The 19,345-nt window shown below is 70.1% G+C and carries 17 protein-coding genes, 1 tRNA gene and 1 pseudogene; 12 read left to right on the top strand and 7 right to left on the bottom strand.

Translation table 11 applies throughout. The features are described from left to right. Window positions 1-2: 2 nt before the first annotated feature. Window positions 3-107: pseudogene (locus tag ACSQ2B_RS00510) on the bottom strand (DMT family protein); the annotation flags it as partial. Window positions 108-254: 147 nt separating this feature from the next. Beyond that, window positions 255-740 (bottom strand): universal stress protein, encoded by a 486-nt coding sequence (locus tag ACSQ2B_RS00505; RefSeq protein WP_436046486.1) that lies wholly within the window; start codon window positions 738-740, stop codon window positions 255-257. A 396-nt stretch (window positions 741-1,136) separates the two neighbouring features. Here ACSQ2B_RS00505 and ACSQ2B_RS00500 point away from each other — a divergent pair, with 396 nt between their 5' ends. The 3 genes from ACSQ2B_RS00500 to ACSQ2B_RS00490 are packed head-to-tail and all read left to right on the top strand — an operon-like array spanning window position 1,137 to window position 6,924. Further along, window positions 1,137-2,309: an efflux RND transporter periplasmic adaptor subunit gene (locus ACSQ2B_RS00500; RefSeq protein WP_436046485.1), complete on the top strand. Its 1,173-nt coding sequence runs from the start codon at window positions 1,137-1,139 to the stop codon at window positions 2,307-2,309. Next, window positions 2,306-5,500 carry an efflux RND transporter permease subunit gene (locus ACSQ2B_RS00495; protein WP_436046484.1) on the top strand — a complete coding sequence of 1,065 codons (3,195 nt, stop codon included), beginning with the start codon at window positions 2,306-2,308 and terminating at the stop codon, window positions 5,498-5,500. The genes ACSQ2B_RS00500 and ACSQ2B_RS00495 overlap by 4 nt, the downstream gene beginning before the upstream one ends. Continuing rightward, on the top strand, window positions 5,497-6,924 hold the full coding sequence (locus tag ACSQ2B_RS00490; protein WP_436046483.1) for an efflux transporter outer membrane subunit: 1,428 nt from the start codon (window positions 5,497-5,499) through the stop codon (window positions 6,922-6,924). The genes ACSQ2B_RS00495 and ACSQ2B_RS00490 overlap by 4 nt, the downstream gene beginning before the upstream one ends. Before the next feature lie 61 nt (window positions 6,925-6,985). Here ACSQ2B_RS00490 and ACSQ2B_RS00485 read toward each other — a convergent pair whose 3' ends face one another. After that, window positions 6,986-7,978 (bottom strand): glycosyltransferase, encoded by a 993-nt coding sequence (locus ACSQ2B_RS00485; RefSeq protein WP_436046482.1) that lies wholly within the window; start codon window positions 7,976-7,978, stop codon window positions 6,986-6,988. Between the two features lie 316 nt (window positions 7,979-8,294). Here ACSQ2B_RS00485 and ACSQ2B_RS00480 point away from each other — a divergent pair. The 3 genes from ACSQ2B_RS00480 (at window position 8,295) to ACSQ2B_RS00470 (ending at window position 10,116) form a co-directional block, all read left to right on the top strand. Continuing rightward, a tRNA-Thr gene (locus ACSQ2B_RS00480) sits at window positions 8,295-8,370 on the top strand. Between the two features lie 20 nt (window positions 8,371-8,390). After that, complete coding sequence (locus ACSQ2B_RS00475; RefSeq protein ID WP_436046481.1) at window positions 8,391-9,521, top strand: tetratricopeptide repeat protein; 1,131 nt, start codon at window positions 8,391-8,393, stop codon at window positions 9,519-9,521. A 100-nt stretch (window positions 9,522-9,621) separates the two neighbouring features. Beyond that, window positions 9,622-10,116 carry a c-type cytochrome gene (locus tag ACSQ2B_RS00470; protein ID WP_436046480.1) on the top strand — a complete coding sequence of 165 codons (495 nt, stop codon included), beginning with the start codon at window positions 9,622-9,624 and terminating at the stop codon, window positions 10,114-10,116. Between the two features lie 210 nt (window positions 10,117-10,326). Here the strand turns inward: ACSQ2B_RS00470 and glpK are convergent, their stop codons facing one another. Continuing rightward, on the bottom strand, window positions 10,327-11,823 hold the full coding sequence (gene glpK, locus ACSQ2B_RS00465; RefSeq protein ID WP_436046479.1) for a glycerol kinase GlpK: 1,497 nt from the start codon (window positions 11,821-11,823) through the stop codon (window positions 10,327-10,329). 122 nt (window positions 11,824-11,945) lie between these two features. Here glpK and ACSQ2B_RS00460 point away from each other — a divergent pair, with 122 nt between their 5' ends. The 4 genes from ACSQ2B_RS00460 (at window position 11,946) to ACSQ2B_RS00445 (ending at window position 14,832) form a co-directional block, all read left to right on the top strand. Beyond that, window positions 11,946-13,043: a DUF2336 domain-containing protein gene (locus ACSQ2B_RS00460; RefSeq protein ID WP_436046478.1), complete on the top strand. Its 1,098-nt coding sequence runs from the start codon at window positions 11,946-11,948 to the stop codon at window positions 13,041-13,043. An 86-nt stretch (window positions 13,044-13,129) separates the two neighbouring features. After that, window positions 13,130-13,333, top strand: coding sequence for a hypothetical protein (locus ACSQ2B_RS00455; RefSeq protein ID WP_436046477.1), 204 nt, complete (start codon window positions 13,130-13,132; stop codon window positions 13,331-13,333). Between the two features lie 170 nt (window positions 13,334-13,503). Further along, a complete protein-coding gene (locus ACSQ2B_RS00450; protein WP_436046476.1) occupies window positions 13,504-14,265 on the top strand; it encodes an NAD kinase in 762 nt (253 codons plus the stop codon). Between the two features lie 102 nt (window positions 14,266-14,367). Next, on the top strand, window positions 14,368-14,832 hold the full coding sequence (locus ACSQ2B_RS00445; protein ID WP_436049538.1) for an Hpt domain-containing protein: 465 nt from the start codon (window positions 14,368-14,370) through the stop codon (window positions 14,830-14,832). Between the two features lie 53 nt (window positions 14,833-14,885). Here the strand turns inward: ACSQ2B_RS00445 and ACSQ2B_RS00440 are convergent, their stop codons facing one another. After that, window positions 14,886-16,031, bottom strand: a complete 1,146-nt coding sequence (locus tag ACSQ2B_RS00440) for a DUF2336 domain-containing protein (protein ID WP_436046475.1) — start codon at window positions 16,029-16,031, stop codon at window positions 14,886-14,888. A gap of 151 nt (window positions 16,032-16,182) precedes the next feature. Between ACSQ2B_RS00440 and ACSQ2B_RS00435 the strand changes: the two genes are divergently transcribed. Next, window positions 16,183-16,605 carry a hypothetical protein gene (locus ACSQ2B_RS00435; protein ID WP_436046474.1) on the top strand — a complete coding sequence of 141 codons (423 nt, stop codon included), beginning with the start codon at window positions 16,183-16,185 and terminating at the stop codon, window positions 16,603-16,605. A 29-nt stretch (window positions 16,606-16,634) separates the two neighbouring features. On the opposite strand, the gene ACSQ2B_RS00430 is transcribed toward ACSQ2B_RS00435, so the two are convergent. Then, complete coding sequence (locus ACSQ2B_RS00430; protein ID WP_436046473.1) at window positions 16,635-17,462, bottom strand: transglycosylase SLT domain-containing protein; 828 nt, start codon at window positions 17,460-17,462, stop codon at window positions 16,635-16,637. Window positions 17,463-17,764: 302 nt separating this feature from the next. Between ACSQ2B_RS00430 and ACSQ2B_RS00425 the strand changes: the two genes are divergently transcribed. Continuing rightward, the gene (locus tag ACSQ2B_RS00425; protein WP_436046472.1) at window positions 17,765-18,319 is read left to right on the top strand and encodes an energy transducer TonB; all 555 of its coding nucleotides are present in this window, start codon (window positions 17,765-17,767) and stop codon (window positions 18,317-18,319) included. Here the strand turns inward: ACSQ2B_RS00425 and ACSQ2B_RS00420 are convergent. Next, window positions 18,316-19,341 carry an NAD(P)/FAD-dependent oxidoreductase gene (locus ACSQ2B_RS00420; protein WP_436046471.1) on the bottom strand — a complete coding sequence of 342 codons (1,026 nt, stop codon included), beginning with the start codon at window positions 19,339-19,341 and terminating at the stop codon, window positions 18,316-18,318. The two genes, ACSQ2B_RS00425 and ACSQ2B_RS00420, sit on opposite strands and share 4 nt — an antisense overlap. Window positions 19,342-19,345 lie beyond the last annotated feature (4 nt).

Here is a 19,345-nt window from a genome sequence, read left to right as displayed (position 1 = left end):
GGCGGCCGGTGCTCCACCTTCAGCTGGCCGTACCAGGCGAAGGTCATGAAGACGTTGGAGGCGACCAGCATCAGGATGGGCGCGATCGCGGTCCAGGTTGCCGGCATCAGCCGCACGGCTCCGTCGATCATCGGCGGGGGCTCCCTGAATCATGGGGTGGGCCGCATCGGGGCGGTCGGCGACTCGATCGCCGCCGCCTGTCTGCTGCGGACGCGCCGCGCGCCCATCCAGGGAACGGCGCGGCGGGACGCGATCTAAGCCGGAACTTCCGGCTCCTCCTCGCCCATCGCGGCGGAAAAAGCCTCGAAGCTGATCTCCGCCTTGGCGATCAGCAGGCTGCAGTGAAGATAGTCGGTCAGGTAGGCGCCGCTCGGACCCGACCACCAGCGCTGCAGCAGGTTTTGCTTGCGGTGCCCCACGACCACCAGGTCGGCTTTGATCTCACGGGCGTAGGCGGCGATCTCCTGGGCAGGCTCGCCGCGCACCAACTTGCCCTTCACGTGCAGGCCGAAGCGTCCGAGACCGCGGACCGCCTCTTCGAGCAGGGTCTTATAGGTGTCGTCCTGGTGCGCCATGGCGCCGGCGTAGGCGCCCTCGGCCACCCTCATCCCGGGGCTCTCAGGCACCACGGCGAGGATGAAAAGTTCGGCCCCGAGCTGGCGGACCAGCAAGGCGCCTTCGCGCAGCGCGGTTCGCCCCTCGCGCGAGCCGTCGTAGGCGACGATGACCCTGTTATACAATCTTCGCTTCCTCCCGCCTTAAGCGGCCTGGACTATATTAGAGCATCCCCAATAGAAATGCACATCGACGCTCTTTGGCTCACCGCCGCGAAAGCCCGCGCGAAGGGTCACATTGCCGCAACCTGGACTGCGCCCGACCAATACCAGTGTTCTTCTAGTAGAGCGCAACGACCTTGTCGCAATCGGCGCGTAAATATCAGAACCTTATGCCCGCCATGAGAGCGGGCGTCGGAGACCCTCGCCCATATGTCGATCCTGCAGCAGGTTTCTTCTCCTGCAATCTTGGAATCGACGCAGGCTATTTTCCGAAACAACAGGCTGCTTGTGGCGGATGCGCGATGGTGCTTTGTGCACCCGGCCCGCTCCGGGCGTTCCTTTCGCGAGACTTGGGGCCTCATGCCTTCGAAATTCCTGGCCGCGCCTGGACTTGCTCTGCTGCTGCTGCTGCCCGGGTGCGCCAAGAAGCCGGCAAACGCGGCCCAACCGGCCCCGGAGGCCGGCTATGTGACGCTCAAGGCCGAGGCCGCGCCGCTGGAAATTGAGCTGTCGGGCCGCACCACCGCCTACGAGACCTCGGAGGTCCGCCCGCAGGTCTCGGGCCTGATCCAGGCGCGCCGGTTCACCGAGGGCTCGATCGTCCGCCAGGGACAGACGCTCTACGAAATCGATCCCAGCCTCTACCGCGCCTCTGTCGCCCAGGCCCAGGCCAACCTCGCCAACGCCGAGGCCAACCGCGCCGCAGCGGAGGCCAAGGCCGCCCGCTACAAGCCGCTGGTCGCCATCGAGGCGGTCAGCAAGCAGGACTACACCGACGCCGTCGCCGCCGCCCGTCAGGCCGCCGCGACCGTGCAGCAGACCCGAGCCGCCCTGCAGACCGCGCAGATCAACCTGAACTTCACCCGCGTGCCCGCGCCGATCGGCGGCCTCGTCGGGCGCTCGGTGGTGACCACCGGGGCCCTGGTCACCAGCGGCCAGACCACCGCGCTGACGACCATCTCCCGGCTCGACCCGATCCTGGTGGACATCCAGCAGTCGAGCGTCGACCTCGTGGCCTTGCGCAGCCGGCTGGCCTCGGGCGGCGCCCTGCCGTCCGGCGCCGCCGTCCAGCTGCTGCTGGAGGATGGAAGCGTCTATCCGCAAACCGGCCGGGTCGAGTTCACCGAGCCGCTGGTCGATCCGAGCACCGGCACGGTGACCTTGCGCGCCCGCTTTCCCAATCCGCAAAACCTGCTGCTGCCGGGCATGTTCGTCCGCGCCAGGCTGGTCCAGCTCACAGTGCAGAACGCCATCCTGGTTCCCCAGCAGGCGGTCTCGCGCACGCCGCGGGGCGACGCCTCGGTGCTGGTGGTCGGCAAGGACAACCGCGCCGCGCTGCGCCAGATCAAGGCCGAGCGCAGCGTCGGCGACAAATGGCTGGTCACCGACGGCCTGGCCGCGGGCGAGCGGGTGATCACCGAGGGCCTCATCCGCATCAAGCCCGGCCAGGCCGTGCGTCCGGTCCAGGCCGGCTCGCCGACGCAGCGTCCGGCCAACCAGGCTCAGGCCGCGCAGGGCGCCTCGGCCCGATGATCTCACGCGTCTTCATCGACCGCCCGGTCTTCGCCTGGGTCATCGCCATCGTCATCATGCTGGCGGGCATAGCCGGCATCAACTCGCTGTCCGTCGCCCAGTACCCGGACATCGCGCCGCCGACGATCAACGTGCGCGCCACCTATCCGGGCGCCTCGGCCGAGGTGCTGGAGACCAGCGTCACCCAGGTCGTCGAGCAACAGCTCACCGGCCTCGACGGGATGCTCTATTTCCAGTCGACATCGAGCTCGTCCGGCCAGGTCAACATCACCGTCACCTTCGAGAAGGGCGTCGATCCCGACATCGCCCAGGTGCAGGTGCAGAACAAGGTGCAGCAGGCGCTGGCCCGGTTGCCGCAGGAGGTCCAGCAGCAGGGCCTGACCGTCACCAAGTCGAACGCCGACTTCCTGGCGGTGGTGGCGGTCTATGACGGCAGCGACCGTGCCGCCAGCGCCGACGTCCAAGACTATCTCGTCTCCAACATGCAGGAGCCGATCGGCCGGCTGGACGGCGTGGGCGACCTCAACACCTTCGGCGCCCAGTACGCCATGCGCATCTGGCTCGACCCCTACAAGCTGGCGAGCTTCAGCCTGATGCCCAGCGACGTGACCACCGCCCTGGAGGCGCAGAACACCCAGGTCGCCGCGGGCGAGATCGGCGGCCTGCCCTCGGTCACCGGCCAGCAGCTGAACGCCAGCGTCACCGCCCAGTCGCGGCTTTCGACGCCCGAGCAGTTCCGCCAGATCATTCTCAAAACCCAGAGCGATGGGTCCAAGGTGACGCTCGGCCAGGTCGCCCGCGTCGAGCTCGGCAGCGAGAGCTACAGCACGATCGCCCGGCTGAACGGCCACCCGGCCGCGGGCCTCGGGGTCAATCTGGCGCCCGGGGCGGACGCCTTGAAGACCTCGGAGCTGCTGCACGCCGAAGTCGCGCGGCTCGCGAAGGACTTCCCCGCCGGCTACAGCTACGCCTTCCCGAACGAGTCCACCCCCTTCATCAGGCTGTCGATCCACGAGGTCGTGCAGACCCTGCTCGAGGCGATCCTGCTGGTCGTCGTGGTGATGTTCATCTTCCTGCAGAGCTGGCGCGCGACCCTGATCCCGGCGATCGCCGTGCCGATCGTGCTGCTCGGCACCTTCGGCGTGCTGGCCGTCGCCGGCTACAGCATCAACACCCTGACCTTGTTCGGCCTGGTGCTGTCGATCGGCCTCCTGGTCGACGACGCCATCGTCGTGGTCGAGAACGTCGAGCGGGTGATGGCCGAGAACCCCGGAATGTCGGCCCGGGAGGCGACCATCATCTCCATGGGCCAGGTGCAAACGGCGCTGATCGCCATCGCCCTGGTGCTGTCTGCGGTCTTCCTGCCGATGGCCTTCTTCGGCGGCTCCGTGGGGGTGATCTACCGCCAGTTCTCGATCACCCTGGTCTCGTCGATGGTGCTGTCGGTGGTCGTGGCCCTGGTGTTGTCGCCGGCGCTCGCCGCAACCCTGCTCAAGCCGCCTGGCGAGGAGCGCCACGACAGCAATGTGCTCGACCGGATGCTCGGCCGCTTCGGCGAGCGCTTCAACGCCTGGTTCCACCGCACCGCCGACCGCTATCAGCGAGCCGTCGCGGCGGTCACCGCGCACACCCGGCTGGCGCTGATCGTCTTTGCAGCGCTCTGCGCCGTGCTGGTGGTCGTCTTCGTGCGCCTGCCGACCAGCTTCCTGCCGCAGGAGGACCAGGGCGGCGCCCAGCTGCAGTACACCCTGCCGCCCGGCGCGACCCGGGAGCGGACTCTGGCCGCCGCCAAGGCGATCGAGACCTATTTCACGACCCAGGAACGCGCCAACACCCGCCACCTGTTCACCGTGATCGGCACGGGCCCGGCGGGCACGGCGCAAAACACCGGGCGCGGCTTCCTGGCGTTCCAGCCCTGGGACGAGCGCAAGGGCAAGGCCAACACCGCCCAGGCGATCACCCAGCGGGCCACCCAGAATCTGTCGTCGCTGCGCGACGGCCGCTTCATCGCCCTCAACCCGCCGCCGGTGCGGGGCCTCGGCCAGTCCAGCGGCTTCACCATGGAGCTGCTCAACACCGGCGACCTCAGCCGCGCCGAATTCAAATCACGGCTCGACCAGCTGCTGGCCGCCGCCGGGAAGGATCCGACGGTCACCGCCGTGCGGCAGAATTCGCTCGAAGACACCCCCAGCCTGCAGATCACGGTCGACAACGCCAAGGCCGGGGCGCTCGGGGTCACCCAGGCGCAGATCAACAACACCATCAGCGCCGCCTGGGGCGGTTCCTACGTCAACGACTTCGTCGACCGGGGCCGGGTGAAGCGGGTCTATGTGCAGGGCGACGCGCCCTACCGCAGCCGACCGGAGGATCTCAACGCCTGGTTCGTGCGCACGACCAGCGGGACCATGGCCCCCTTCTCCAGCTTCGCCACCACCGCCTGGACCGTGACCCCGCGCAGCGTGCAGCGCTTCAACGGCGTCACCGCCTACGAGATCCAGGGCGACGCAGCGCCTGGCAAGAGCACCGGCGAAGCCATGACGCGCATGACCGAGCTGGCGGCCCAGCTGCCCGGCGTATCGGTGGATTGGAGCGGCCTCTCCTACCAGGAGCGGCTGTCGGGCGGGCAGGCGCCGCTGCTCTACGCCGTCTCGCTGCTGGTGGTCTTCCTCTGCCTGGCCGCGCTTTACGAAAGCTGGACGGTGCCGCTGGCGGTGCTGCTGGTGATCCCGCTCGGCCTGCTGGGCGCGACCCTGGCCGTGGCGCTGCGCGGCCTGTCGAACGACGTCTTTTTCCAGGTCGGGCTGCTGACCACCATGGGACTGTCGGCGAAGAACGCCATCCTCATTGTCGAGTTCGCCGAGGCGGCCGAGAAACAGGGCAAGAGCAGCCTCGAGGCGGCGCTGGAAGCCGCCAGGCTGCGGCTGCGCCCGATCCTGATGACCAGCCTGGCCTTCATGTTCGGGGTGCTGCCGCTGGCGATCGCCACAGGCGCCGGCGCCCAGAGCCGACTGGCCATCGGCACGGCGGTGATCGGCGGCATGCTGACCGCCACCCTGCTGGCGATCTTCTTCGTGCCGATGTTCTTCGTCCTGGTCCGCAGGCTGTTCCATGGCGGCGCCGATCACGAGCCGGAGCCCGCCCGCGACGCCCACGACGGACCGGCGCAAGACGGCGGGGCGGTCCCGGCGTGAAGCACGCCCTCGCCCTCGCCGTCGCAGGTTTGGCGCTGTGCGGCTGCACGCTGGAGCCGCACTACGTACGCCCCGTCCCGGCCATCCCGGCGGCCTGGCCCAAGGGCGAGGCCTATCCGCCCGCCGCGGCCGAACCGGCGCCGACGCTCAGCTACCGCGACCTCTTCAAGGACCCGCATCTGCTGGCCCTGATCGACCAGGCCCTGGCCGGCAACCAGAACCTGCGCGTGGCCATGGCCAACGTCGAGGTCGCCCGCGCCCAGTATCGGGTGCAGCGCGCCGACCTCTTCCCCAGCCTCGACGCCGGAGCGGCCGCCGGCCAGAGCCGCTCCCGTTCGACCTCCACCGGCGCGGTCGGCGTCCAGCGCAGTTACCAGGGCGACCTCGCCGCCGCCTTCGAAATCGACCTGTTCGGTCGGCTGCGCAGCCTCAGCCACGAGGCCCAGGAGCAGTATCTGGCGACCGCCGCCGGCGCGCGGGCCGCGCGCCTGACGCTGGTCGGCGAGGTCGCCCAGGCCTATCTGACGCTCGCCGCGGATCGCACCCTGCTCGCCATCTCGGCCGACACCGTCGCCAGCGCCGCACGGACCGTGGCCCTGACCCAGGCCCGGCTGGAAGGCGGCGTCGCCGCGCGCACTGACCTCGCCCAGGCCCAGACCCTGATGGAGCAGGCGCGCTCCGACCAGGCGCAGCTCACCACCCAGGTCGCCCAGGACCGCAACGCGCTCGAGCTGCTGGTCGGCGGCCGCGTCGCCGACGACCTGCTCCCAGAGGCGATCGAGGCCGTGGACGGTCAGCTCGGGGAGGCGCCGGCCGGCCTCGATTCCCGCATCCTGCTGCGCCGCCCCGACGTGGCCGAGGCCGAGCACGCCCTGCGCGCCGCCAACGCCCAGATCGGCGCCGCCCGCGCCGCCTTCTTCCCGACGATCAGCCTGACGGGGCTCGCCGGCTACGCCAGTCCGCAGCTCGGCGGCCTGTTCGCCGGCCGCAACGCCACCTGGCAGGCCCAGTCCGCGGCCAATCTGCCGATCTTCACGGGCGGGGCCAACGTCGCCGGCCTCGCCGGCGCCAAGGCCTCACGCGAGGCGGCGGTCGCCAACTACCAGCTGGCGGTCCAGTCCGCCTTCCGCAACGTCGCCGACGCGCTCGCCCGTCGCGGCACCATCGACCAGCAGCTGGCGGCGCAGCAGGCGCTGTCCGCCGCGGCCGCCACCAGCTACCAGCTCTCCGACGCCCGCTACCGCGCCGGAGTCGATCCCTACCTCGACGCCCTGGTCTCCCAGCGCACCCTCTACAGCGCCCGCCAGAGCCTGACCCAGACCCGGCTGGCCCGCGCCCAGAACCTCGTCGCCCTCTATGAGGCGCTGGGCGGCGACGCCGCGATCGACGCCCTGCCTGTCGGCGGGCCTGCGTTGCGGAACTGAGGCTTGATGCGCCGAACCCGGTTCGGCGATTGCGGAACGCCTGGCTTAAGGCCGGCGGACGCTACGCCGCGGGCGAGATCCGCAGCTTGAGGCCTTCGAAATAGCGCCAGCCGCTGGCGACCGCCAAAACCGCCGCGAACATCGTCCCGTGCACCAGCCTGTCGGTGAGGGAGCCGTACCGGAAGACGTAGCGGACAGCGCTCTTCATCTCCCAGGTCAGGCGTTTCGGGTGTTCGGGCTTCAGGAAGCCACCAAAGCGCTCCTTCCAGTCGCGCATGTAAAGGTCGTGCGTCTCGGGCTGCAGGACCCGCTTGGCGTAGTAGGCGCCGCGGCCCAGGTCGTAGGACCGGATCTGGGCCGTGATGTCTTTCTGCTTGCGCCGATGGTGGTGGTGGACCTTCGGGCGGGGGTCGTAGAGCCCCGCATAGCCCGCCCAGATGACCGCAGCCGCCGCGTCGATGTCTTCGGCCGGGAAGTCGGTTCCCGCTCCGAGGGCGCGGTCGAAGCCGTCGACCGCCTCCAGGGCCGCACGGCGGAAGGCGATGTTGGCGCCCTGGAAGGAGCCCGTACGGACCAGCGTCCGCGGCTCGATCCGGACGGGGTGTTCGCGCAAGTCGAGGGTGATGGGGGCGTCATCGGGGTCGTAGAGCAGGATCTGTCCGCCCGCGACGCCGATGTCCGGGTTCTCGGCGAACAAGGCCCAGATCTGGTCCACATAGTCCGGCGCCAGGTAGCAATCATCATCGGAGAGGGCGACGATCTCCCCCCGGGACAGCCGCCAGCCGGTGTCGCGCGCCGCGCCCAGGCCGCGCTGGCCTTCATGGGCGTAACGAAAGCGCGGGTTCTCGGCGCAGGCGGCCAGGATGACCTCCCGGGTCTGGTCGGTCGAGCCGTTGTCTAGGAGGATCGCCTCCCACGGGATGCTGGTCTGGATTTCGTTCAGGGAACGGAGCGTTCCGTCGAGCTTGTCGCCTCGATTGCGCGTGCAGACCAGCACCGACACCTGCGGCGCGCAAGAAGCGTCACCGGGTTTCAACTCTGACGCGTCGCTCATGGCCTCATTTTACTAAGGCGCACCGTCATCTCGCAAGCGCGCATCCTGCGGCAGCCTCATTCTCTTGCCACCGCTGGCCGGCCGCAGCCTGATTCCGCAGCGACGGCGCCCAGAATGCGGCCGAGAAAAAATGAGGGATCAGGACGCCGGGAATGGCGAGGCGATTCGGCCCTGCCCGGACGCAGCGCCTTCGTAGCCGTTGCAGTCGGCCCGGGGGAGCGGCTACAGAGAAATAGGTCCGCGGGGGCTTTGTAAAACATCCGCCGGCCCTGTAGAACACAAGGCTGGTTTTCTGATTATCCAGCAAAATCAATACGCCGGATTAGCTCAGCTGGTAGAGCAGCGGTTTTGTAAACCGAAGGTCGCGGGTTCGAGTCCTGCATCCGGCACCACCCCCATCTCCAGACCCGCCATGTCCGCCGCCATTCCTGTCGCGCCGCCCGTCTGGGTCGAGGACCTGTTCCAGCAGGCTGACGCCGCGCGCCGGGAGGGTCGGCTGGCGCTGGCGCTGGCCATGTACCGGCGGGTCGTGGCCGCCTGGCCTGACCATCCCATAGCCTTGCAGCACCTGGGCGCCGTGCTGAACGTCCTGGGCGAACGGCCCGAGGCCGAGCGGGTGCTGCATCATGCGACGGCCGTCAATCCGCGCGATCCGGCCGCGCGCCATGCGCTCGGCGTCGCCCTCATGGGCCAGGGCCGCTACGCCGAGGCGGGTCCACTATATGCGGCGCGCTTCGACCTGCCCCAGCTGGGCCTGCAGCGTCCGGCGGGCCTGCCCTGTCCCGAATGGCGCGGCGAGCCCCTCGCCGGCAAGCAGCTGGCGGTGTTTCCGGAGATGGGCCTGGGCGACGCAATCCAGCACGCCCGCTTCGCCGCCCTGCTGCGCGACCGCGGCGCCCACGTCTCGCTGCTCTGCCTGCCCGCTCTGGCGCGCCTGTTCGCCGACAGCCTGCCCGGCGTCCACGTGGCCGCCGCCGCCGGCAAGGCCGAGTTCCCGGACCCCGACTACTGGGCGATGAGCGGGGCGCTGATGTTCATGCCGGGGATGAGCCTGGAGACCCTGCCCGCCGCCCCCTATCTGCGGGCGCCCAGACCGCTCGCCGACGGCCCGGCGCCGACCCGGCCGCCGGGCTTGCGGATCGGGCTGGTGACCGCCGGCAATCCCGAGCACAAGAACGACGCCAACCGCTCGCTGTCGCCGCAGCTGGCCGCGGGGCTGCGAGCCGCCCTGCCCGGCCAGATCGTCGACCTCGCCCCGGCCGCCACAGGCGCGCGCGACTTCGCCGACACCGCCGCGGTGATGTCGGATCTCGACCTGGTGGTGAGCGTCGACACCTCGGCCGCCCATCTCGCCGGCGCGCTCGGCAAGCGCGCCTTCGTGCTGATCCCGGCCATCAACACCGACTGGCGCTGGATGCATGGGCGGACCGACTCGCCCTGGTACCCCAGCCTGCGCCTCTATCGCGCCGACCTGCGCGCGGGCTGGGCGCCCGCGATCGAGCGGCTGGTGAGCGACGTCCAGGCCGAATTCGGCGGCGGCTGACCCCAGGCCCTCCGAACGCTTGCATCGCGTCCCGATCCAGGCGAGTTGCGCGCCACGGGCCTGGCTTCAGCTTGGCCATTCTCGCCAAGGAGCCTCCTGTATGCGTCGCCTGGTCGCTACGTCCATCGCCCTCGGTCTCGCCGCGACCCTCGCGGCTTGCGGCAAGTCCTCGAACCAGGACCAGGGCGCCCAGACGACCGAGGCCGTCGCGACCGCGCCTTCGCCGGAAGAGCTGAAGAAGATCCAGGCGTCGCTGCCGGCGCCCTACAACACCGCCGACCTGACGAACGGCGCGGCCAGTTTCGCGCTCTGCGCCTCCTGCCACACCATCACCTCCGGCGGCCCCAACCTGACCGGCCCGCACCTGCACGACGTCGTCGGCCGCAAGGTCGGCTCCGTCGCCAACTACAACTACTCCGAGCCGATGAAGACCGCGGGCTTCACCTGGGACGCCGCCCGTCTCGACAGCTGGCTGACCAATCCGCGGGTCATGATGCCCGCGACCAAGATGAGCTTCATCGGCATGAAGAACCCCAAGGACCGCGCCGATCTCATCGCCTATCTAATGGTCAACAGCGCGGCAAAGCCGCAATAACTCTACCGCCAGACGCTTTTCTAGAGTCAGCAACCTTGACGAGCATTTCGGGCGAGAGCATCGTCATCTGGTCGAGGCTCTTGCATCTGTCATCGACACTCTCCTCTCGCGCCGGCGTCCCCCAAGGCCGGCGCGGCGGCGCCGTACGACAGGCCCCCCTCCGTCCGGCGAAGCACCTCCTGGCCTTCCCACGCTCGGGAAGGCCTTTTCTTAGGTGGTCCTCACCCGCGCGACGGCGTCCAGCCAGTGGGCGTAGGCGGCCTCTCGAGGGCGCCGCCCAAGCTCCGGAGCGAAGTCGTCGGTCGCCGGCCGCGCGCGCGCCGCCGCCTCGACGTCCGGATAGAGGCCCGCGCCCAGGCCTGCGAACAGGGCCGCGCCGAGCGCCGTCGTCTCCTGGTAGGCCGCGCGCGCGACGCCCACGCCGGTCAGGTCGGCGAGCCGCTGGCCGAAGCCGTCGCTTTTCGACATGCCCCCGTCGATGCGAAGCTCCACACCGCCATGGAAGGCGTCCGGCGCGTCCGCGCGCATCGCCTCGATCAGGTCGCGGGTTTGCAGGGCCGACGCGTCGAAACAGGCCTGGGCGATCTCGGCCAGGCCTGAGTCACGGGTCAGGCCAAAGATCGCCCCCCTCGCGTCCGGATCCCACCAGGGCGCGCCCAGGCCGGTGAAGGCCGGGACCAGCACCACCCCGTGGTGGGGACGCGCCTGGGCGGCCAGCCGCTCGACGCCCTTGGGCCCGCCGGGCACGCCGAGTTGCTCGTTCATCCACTGGATCGCGGCGCCGGCGACGAAGATCGCCCCTTCCAGCGCATAGGTCGTGCGGCCGCCCAGCCGGGCCGCCACCGTCGTCAGCAGACGGGCGCCGGACTGCGGCGCCGTCTCGCCGGTGTTAAGAAGCAGGAAACAGCCCGTGCCGTAGGTGGCCTTCATCTCGCCGGGGCGGACGCATCCCTGCCCCATCAGCGCGGCCTGCTGGTCGCCCGCCACGCCTCGGATCGGGATCGACCGGCCGAGCAGGCCGGCGTCGGTCTCGCCGTAGTCGTCCGCACAATCCTTCACCTGGGGCAGCAGGCTCAGCGGCACGTCCAGGAGCGCGCCCATCTCCTCCGACCAGGTCTGGGCGCGGATGTCGAACAGCAGGGTGCGCGAGGCGTTGGTGGCGTCGGTGGCGTGCACCCGCCCGCCGGTCAGCTTCCAGATCAGCCAGGTGTCGATCGTGCCGGCCATCAGTTCGCCGGCCGCGGCCCGCGCCCGCGCGCCGTCCACCCGATCCAGCACCCAGCTGAGCTTGGTCCCCGAGAAATAGGGGTCGAGCAGCAAGCCGGTCACCGCCGTCACCTGCGCCTCGCGGCCCTCCCGGCGCAGGCGCTCGCAGGCCTCGGCGGTGCGGCGGTCCTGCCAGACGATCGCCGGATGGATCGGACGGCCGGTGGACCGCTCCCAGACCACGATCGTTTCACGCTGGTTGGTGAGACCGATCGCCGCAACCTCGCTCATGGCGCGGCCGGATTTTTCCACCGCCTCGCGCATCACCGCCACCGAGGCCTCGAAGATCTCCTCCGGGTCATGTTCGACCCATCCGTCCTGCGGATAGCTCTGTTTGAGAGGGCGGCCGGCCTCGGCCAGCGCGTTCCCGGCGGCCTCGAAGAGGATCGCCCGGGTGCTCGTCGTGCCCTCATCGAGCGCGAGGATCAGCGGTTCAGCCATCAGCGCAACATTCCCGCGGCCGATTTCGGCGACAAGTCCTGACCTAGCTTAAGCATGTTTTCATACGGTCTACGCAAAAAGGAGAAAGGCTATGCCGACTCAGAAAGAGGGGGATCGGGCTTTTGGCCGCGATCGAAAGCCAAGAACGGCTTGTCAATCTTGCGAGGACCCGCACACCGGCGGATCGCGACCGGCTGTTGCTGGCGCTTGCGGACCTGTGCCGCGTCGGCGGCGACGGCGGCGGAGCGGCCGCGAATCCGGCTGTCCAGGACCTGCTGTCCACCATCTTCCTTAACCTCGTCGTCGAAGCCGAGCGCGACATGCGCCGCCGGCTCGCCGAAAAGCTGGCGGACGCCGAATGGGCGCCCTCCGCCCTGATCAACGTGCTGGCGCTCGACGAGATCGACGTCGCCCGACCGATTATCGCCGCCAGCCCGGTCCTCAAGGACGAGGACCTGATGCGCCTCCTGCTCGAGGCGACGATCGAACACCAGATCGAAGTCGCGCGCCGCCCCAGGCTCGGTCGGCCGGTGGTCGCCGCCATCCTGCGCCAAGGCGAGCCGGCGGTTCTGACCGCTCTTGCCGGCAACACCACCGCCGATCTGACCGACGCCGACATGCGCGAGCTGGTCGCCGAGGCCCGCCGGGTGGCGGCCCTGCGCGTGCCGCTCGCCGGCCATCCCAGACTGACCAGCGAACTGGCCCTGCAACTCTACGTCTGGCTGGGCCAGGCCATGCGTCAGGCCCTCGTCGAGCGCTTCCGTCTCGACCAGGACGCCCTGGACGAGGCCCTCGCCGAGACGGTGCGCGAAGCCCATGGCGGCGTCCGGCCTTCCGACGACGGCCTTGTCGTGGTGGCCCGGGAGGGCGAGCGCCAGGAGATGGAGCGAAGGCTCGTCGAAAAGCTGCACGTCGCGGGTCAGCTTCGGGCCGGCTACCTTGTCCGCGCCCTGCGCGAAGGCCGGCTGAGCCTGTTCGCCGCGGCGCTCGCCAAGCTTGGCGAGCTGGTCCCTGAACATGTGAGCGAGGCGCTGGACGCCGCCACGCCGGAGCCGCTGCAGCTCGCCTGCGCCGGCGTCGGCATCGACCGCAGCGCCTTCCCCTCCATCCTGCTGATGGTCCGCGGCCTGAACGCCGGACGCCCCGGCGCCGCCACCGAAGGCCCGCCTCCAAACCCGAACGGCATCACCTTCGTCATGCGCCCCGCCAAGCGCCGGTGAGGCCTCACGGTCTTTTTTGGCGCTGACGAAAGACTCCGGCGACGCGCCGGCGTAGGTTTGCGGTCCAGCAGCAGGGCATTCGCGCCATGCCGATCTACACCTTCTACCCCTGCCGGCCGGACGGTTCGTCGGCCACCTTCGAAGCCTTCGAGCTGGCGAACGACGCCGAGGCGCAGCGGCGCGCCCTCGCGCTTCTTCCGCAGCACCCGACCTGCGCCTTCGTGACCGTGTGGCAGGGCGACCGCGAGGTGATGGGGCCCCCGCAGCCGGCGCATGCGAAAGGCCGTTGAAGACGGCGCACGGCGCAGCTCGGCCAACGGCGATTTCCTCACCGCCGCAAAGGCCCGCCGACATCAAATCCGCTGACACGATAGAGGCCGCGCCGAGGTCCGAGGCGTTTGACAACCGCCGCGGCTTGCCCGCTTCCTGACCACTCCATGTTCAAAGCCGAGCCCCCTTTGTGACCCGCATCGCCTTCGTCGCCAGCGAACGTCCTGAGGCCCAGGACGCCCGCGCCAAGCTCGCCCGCCACTACGGCGAGGTGCGTCCGGAGGAGGCCCAGGTGATCGTCGCCCTCGGCGGCGACGGTTTCATGCTGGAGACCCTGCACGCCCAGATCGACTCCTGCACCCCGATCTACGGGATGAACTGGGGCACGCTCGGCTTCCTGATGAACGAATACAGCGAAGACGGCCTGCTGGAGCGCATCAGCGCCGCCGAGCGGACGGTGGTGCATCCGCTGAGGATGGTGGTCGCCGACATGCACGGCGGCCTGCATCGGGCGCTCGCCTTCAACGAGGTGTCGCTGCTGCGCCAGGCCCGCCAGACCGCCAAGCTGCGCATTTCCATCGACGGCAAGGAGCGGCTGGCGGAGCTGTTCTGCGACGGGGCGCTGGTCTCCACCCCGGCGGGCTCCACCGCCTACAACTTTTCCGCCCATGGCCCGATCATCCCGCTCGACGCCCAGGTGCTGGCGCTGACGCCGATCAGCGCCTTTCGGCCGCGCCGCTGGCGCGGCGCCCTGCTGCGCCACACCGCCAAGGTGAAGTTCGAGATCCTCGAGGCCGACAAGCGGCCGGTCAGCGCCGTGGCGGACAACTTCGAAGTGCGCGACGTGCTCGAGGTCCACGTGTCCGAAGATCGCGACCTGGCGCTGACGATGCTGTTCGACGCCGGCCGCAGCCTGGAGGAGAGAGTCCTGGCGGAACAGTTTTCTTCCTAAGTACTTCCGGTTGCAGCCTGCACCTCTTGTTAACGGCTAGGGCACTAGCGTGGCCGCGAGCGGCAGGAGGCCACTTTCGTGAGCGACCAGAACAGCGGGCAAATGATCCAGGTGCCGAACACCCTTCGGCTCAAGGTCGCGGGATCCGGCCGCCTGGGCGCCCTTGATCCCGCAGCGATCGCCAAGGCCGAAGCCGCGCTGAAGAGTCTCTCGGGCAACTTCGCCCAGTGGCTGCAAGACGAGATCACCAAGCTTGAAACTGCGCGCCAGGCGATCCGCACCGACGGCGTGACCATCCAGACCATGGAGTCGCTCTACATTCGCGCCCATGACCTGAAGGGCCTGGGCACGACCTACGGCTTTCCGCTCATCACCCGCATCGCCGCCTCCCTCTGTGTGCTGACCGACGACGAGGAAAAGCGCGCCCGCGCGCCGATGGCGCTGGTCGACGCCCACATCGACGCGATCCGCGCCGCCGTGCGCGACGACATCAAGACCGACGAACATCCGGTGGGCCGCGCGCTTGCTGAAGAGCTCGAAGTTCGCGTCACCGCGGCGATGGCCTAGGCCTTTTTAGCGCTCCACGCCGGAGCGCGACGGTCCCCAAACCAATCCGAGTTTCAGGCGATCTGCGCGACGGCTTCCGTGCGCAGCGAGTCCGACAGCTGATCCATCCTGTCGAGCAGATAGTCGACGTCATCGCGGCTGGCCGGCTGCGGCGTGGTCAGGAACCGCTGCAGCATCTTCTCCTGGAAGCGCTCCTGGTCGCGGGCGCCGCCGTCGAGCTCCACCGAGTGGAAGGTGTCCACCGCCGCGCGGAAGGCCGGATACAGCCGGGCCGGCAGGCCGGCGCGTTCGTAGATCGCCCGCAGGCCCAGCGGCCCCGCATCGTGGATCATCAGCCAGGTGCGGTGATGCGGCACGCCGGCGAGCTCGGAGATTCCCCACTCGAAGAAGGTCATCGAGCCGTTCACCAGCCCGCGCAGCAGCAGCGAGGCGGTGAGCCGCTGGGTCTCGTTGAGATGGGCGACGAAGCCCTTCATGTCCGCCGTGCGGCCGGCCTGGTCGATCAGGTCGACGTTCGCCCGTTCGGCGGTGTCCATGGTGATCTGCAGCGCCGTCTCCGGCTGGAGCGCATGGCGCTGGACCAGGTGCTCGCGGACCTGGTCGCTGACCAGGGCGATCAGCCGCTCGGTCACCGCCAGCGGCAGCACCTGACGGTAGGCCACCGTGGTCAGCACCCGCTCGGAGGCCTCGAACCGCTGGATGACCTTCTGCAGCCCGCTCTCGGAAAATTCGGCCGCCTCGTTGGCGCAGGCGGTGACCACCGCCCGTTCGGCGCCGGTCTCGGCCAGGGAGTCGGCGACCTTCGGCGACAGCTTCGGCCGCTTGGCCACGGCGACCTGGCGGACGGGACCGCCGAGCCGCACGATCTCCACCAGATCCTCGTCGGTGAACGCGGGCGAGAAGCTGAGAACCGGCAGGGCCACGCCCTCCACGTCGCGCGCCAGCCGCATCGCCACGTCGCGCGGCAGCAGGGGGGATTTCTTCAGCGTCAGCGAGAGCGCCCGGCGCACCAGCTCGGCCGCGTCACCCGCCATGATCCGCAGGATCTCTCCCGCCAGGTCGCGGTCGTCCACCGACAGCGGAACCGAATCGATCGTCCGGCAGAGTTTGTGAGCCGCCGCGGCGCGCTCGTCCGGCGTCGCCCCTTTCACCAGCGTACGGATGTCGTCTTCCGTCAACGCCGAGCGTGTCGTCGCCATAGTCGCCGAATTCCCCCACCTGCAGGATCGAAATCCCACGAGTCGAGCTTCCTCCGGTAAGCTTAACGAGCCGTGTGCACGGTGAAGCTGTGTTTGTCGCAGGTGTCGCAGGGGTTCGGACCGCGCCGCGCCCCGTGTTAGGAGCCGCCCCATGAACCAGGATTCTCACCACAACGCCGGGAACGACAACGACGCCGACTCTGGCGGCTTCGACGTCGACGACTGGACCCGGCTCGCGCCCTTCACCGGCCGGGTGGCGACGCTGGAAGACGTCCAGGCCCGCCGCGCGGTCTTCGCGCTGAGCGACACCGAGGCCCCGCGCCCGCTCGACATGCCCCTGCCCCAGCCGGTCATCTGGTGGGATGACGACGGCGAGCAGGCCGCCGTGGCCGTCCAGGCGGAATCCCACGCGACCTCCGAAGGCGAGACCATGGACGTCCTGGGCCTGATCCTGGCCGACGGCGCCTCGGCCGTCGCCCTGCTGGAGGATGTCGACCTGGTCGACGACAGCGACCCGACCTGGCGCGACCTCGTCGCCAGCGTGGTGGGCGACGTCAACGGGGACGAGGACTAGGACCGCCGCGAGATCGCCGCCGACCGCCGTCAGCTGTCGCTGGAGTCCGAGAGCATCTTCAGCATTTCGCTGGTGAACATCGAGCTGGCGAGACGCGAGCCGACGCCCAGTTGGTCCGACGGCTGGGAGCCGCGCAGGATCAGCGACACCAGGGCGTCCTGCTGGCGCTCCCGGTCCGTGCGGCGGGCCGAGGCGTACTGCAGGAAACCGCCGTCCTCGTCGATCGAGGGCGCCGCCTCGGGCGGGGTCGCCCCCGCCGCCCCGCCGACCTTGGCGAGGTTCGCGTAGACCTGGGCGACCGACGTCGGCTGGCCATTGCGGTAGAAGATCGACTTGTTGGCGCGCGCAGCGTCCGGAAACAGGTGGGCCGCCGCCGCGCCCGGGTTGTTCTCCACCGCCTCGATCAGCCGCGCCGACCCCTGGGGCCCCAGGAAGTGGGCGGCGTAGAGTTCGCCCGAGGTCGGCTGGCGTCCCGTCCGCCCCTTCAGATAGGCCGCGTGGTCGGAGGCCAGTTCGCCGGCCATCAGCGAGGAGGCGTGGGGATCGAGCCGCAGGTCCATCACCGCCTTGCGCGCCTCGGCCCCATTGACGTGAAAGCGGCCGTCGGACCCCTTGGTGATCAGTTGCGAGTAACGCGCGTAGCCGTGCTTCGAGCCGTGCAGCTTGAGGGTGGAGAGCCAGGTCTGTTCGACGAATTGGAACAGGCCCGCGGCGGAGGAGGCGCCGGATCTGGCCCGGGGGTTCATCCCGCTCTCGCGCCCGGCGGTCTTCATGAGGAAGCCGAAGTCCACGCCTGTCGCCTTGGCGGCGCGCTGGATCGCCCCCTCAACGACGCTACGGATTCCCTCGATCGCCATGGGGGATTCCTCGGCCCTTATGGTTAACGAGCCGCTAACCCCTGGAGAACGCCGACCGGAGCCGTTGAGCGGGCGAAGTTGACGCAACGTAAGGTCTTCCTTGACGTTGCGTAAAGTCGGGGGTTCCCTCTTCGATAACGCAACCCGGTTGCGACAACGAAATGTAGGGAGCGCGCCTTGGTTATTCGTCAGCCCTTCCCGTTCGCCTTCCACTTGTCCGCGCCGAAAATCCCGCCGCACCACAGCTGGCGGTCGGCATATCCCTCGCCCTGCACGTCGCCGCCGGCGCCTATCTCGCCTACATGAAGTTCACGCCGCCGGCCGAGGCGCCGCCCGCCCCGCCGATGGTCATCGACGTGCCGATCATCGACTGGCCGGCCGTCCAGCCGGATCCGGCCAAGCCGGTCGAGACCCCGCCCAGGGCGCACGCGCCGATCGTCCGCGAAATCCCGCAAGCGCCGGTCCCGCTCGCCCCGACGCCGCCGACGATCCAGCTGACCCCGTCCCAGCCGATCACCCTGCAGCCGGCGACGACGGAGCTTCCGGCCCCGCCAGCCGAGCCGCGCGTGGTCCGGCCGACCTGGCTGCGCGCGCCCTCCGCCGACGAGCTCGCCCGGGCCTATCCGGAACGGGCGGCGCGGGCCGGGATCGACGGCCGGGCGGTGTTGAACTGTGCGGTGACCGCCACCGGCGGCGTGCGCGACTGCCGCGTGGCCAGCGAAACCCCCGGCGGCCAGGGCTTCGGCGAGGCGGCGCTGAAGCTCACGCGCTTCTTCCGGATGAGCCCGCAGACCATCGACGGCCACCCCGTCGAGGGCGGCCAGGTGCGGATCCCGATCCGCTTCAACCTCGACTAGCCGAAGCGCGCCGGGTCCAGGCGCGCCGCGTAGCGGCCGGGGTCGCGCCCGGTCGCGAGTGCGGCCGCCAGTTGCGCCACCAAGGGCGCGAGCAGCCAGCCGTTGCGCCGCGCCCCGGTCGCCAGCAGGACGCCCGCGGCCTGGCTGAAGCCCACCAGCGGCAGGCCGTCGGGGGTTGCTGCGCGCAGGCCCGCCTGCAGCTCGGGCGCCGCCCGGGCCAGCGCCGGAAACAGGGTCGCCCCGGCCGCCAGCAGCGGGGCGGCCTTGGCCGGGTCCGGCCGGACGTCGGCGACGCCGGGCTCCATGGTGGCGCCGATCGCCAGACCGCCGTCGGCGGGGGTGACGTAGACCCCCTCTCCGCGCACCGTGACGCCGGTGAGGTCGGCCATGCGGGCGCGCAGGATATGGCCCTTGATCGGCGACAGGGCCGCCGCCTCGGGGGCGATTTCGGCGAGTCCGGGCGCCGCGCCGGCCGCCAGCACCAGCAGGTCCGCCGCGCCCCGTCCCTTGACCGCCGTCGCCTGGAAGCCGACCCCAGCCGCTGCGGCTGCGACCCGCAGCGCGGCCAGCGCCGCGCAGGGGTCGAGCCGCCAGTCCTCGCGATTGAGCAGCACGCCGTCGAGGTCCTCGGCCAGACCCGGCGCAAGATCCTCAGCGGTGCGGCGCGGGATCTCCGTCGCAAACAGTCCGAGCGTCCCGAACGCCGCCTGCAGTTCGTGCAGCCAGGCGCTGCGGCCGGCCGCCAGCGCGCCGGTGCGGTCCAGGCGGACGCCGCTGCGGGCCTCCAGCGCCGGCCACAGGTTCCGCGCGGCGAGCAGCAGGTCGAAGTGGTCCGCGGCCGCGGAATCCAGCACCGCCTCGAACGAGGGGGCCACCATGCCGCCGGCGACTGCCGAGGCGTTGACGAACGGCGGCCCCGGATCGCAAACGGTGACCTCAAAGCCCGCATCGGCCAGCGCCAACGCGCAGCTCAGGCCCAGCGCGCCCGCCCCAGCCACCGTCGCCGTCGCTTTCTTGCTCATGGCG

This window comes from Phenylobacterium sp. LjRoot225 (genome assembly GCF_964252855.1).
Lineage (GTDB): Bacteria > Pseudomonadota > Alphaproteobacteria > Caulobacterales > Caulobacteraceae > Phenylobacterium.
This window is presented reverse-complemented; position numbering and strand designations above follow the sequence as displayed.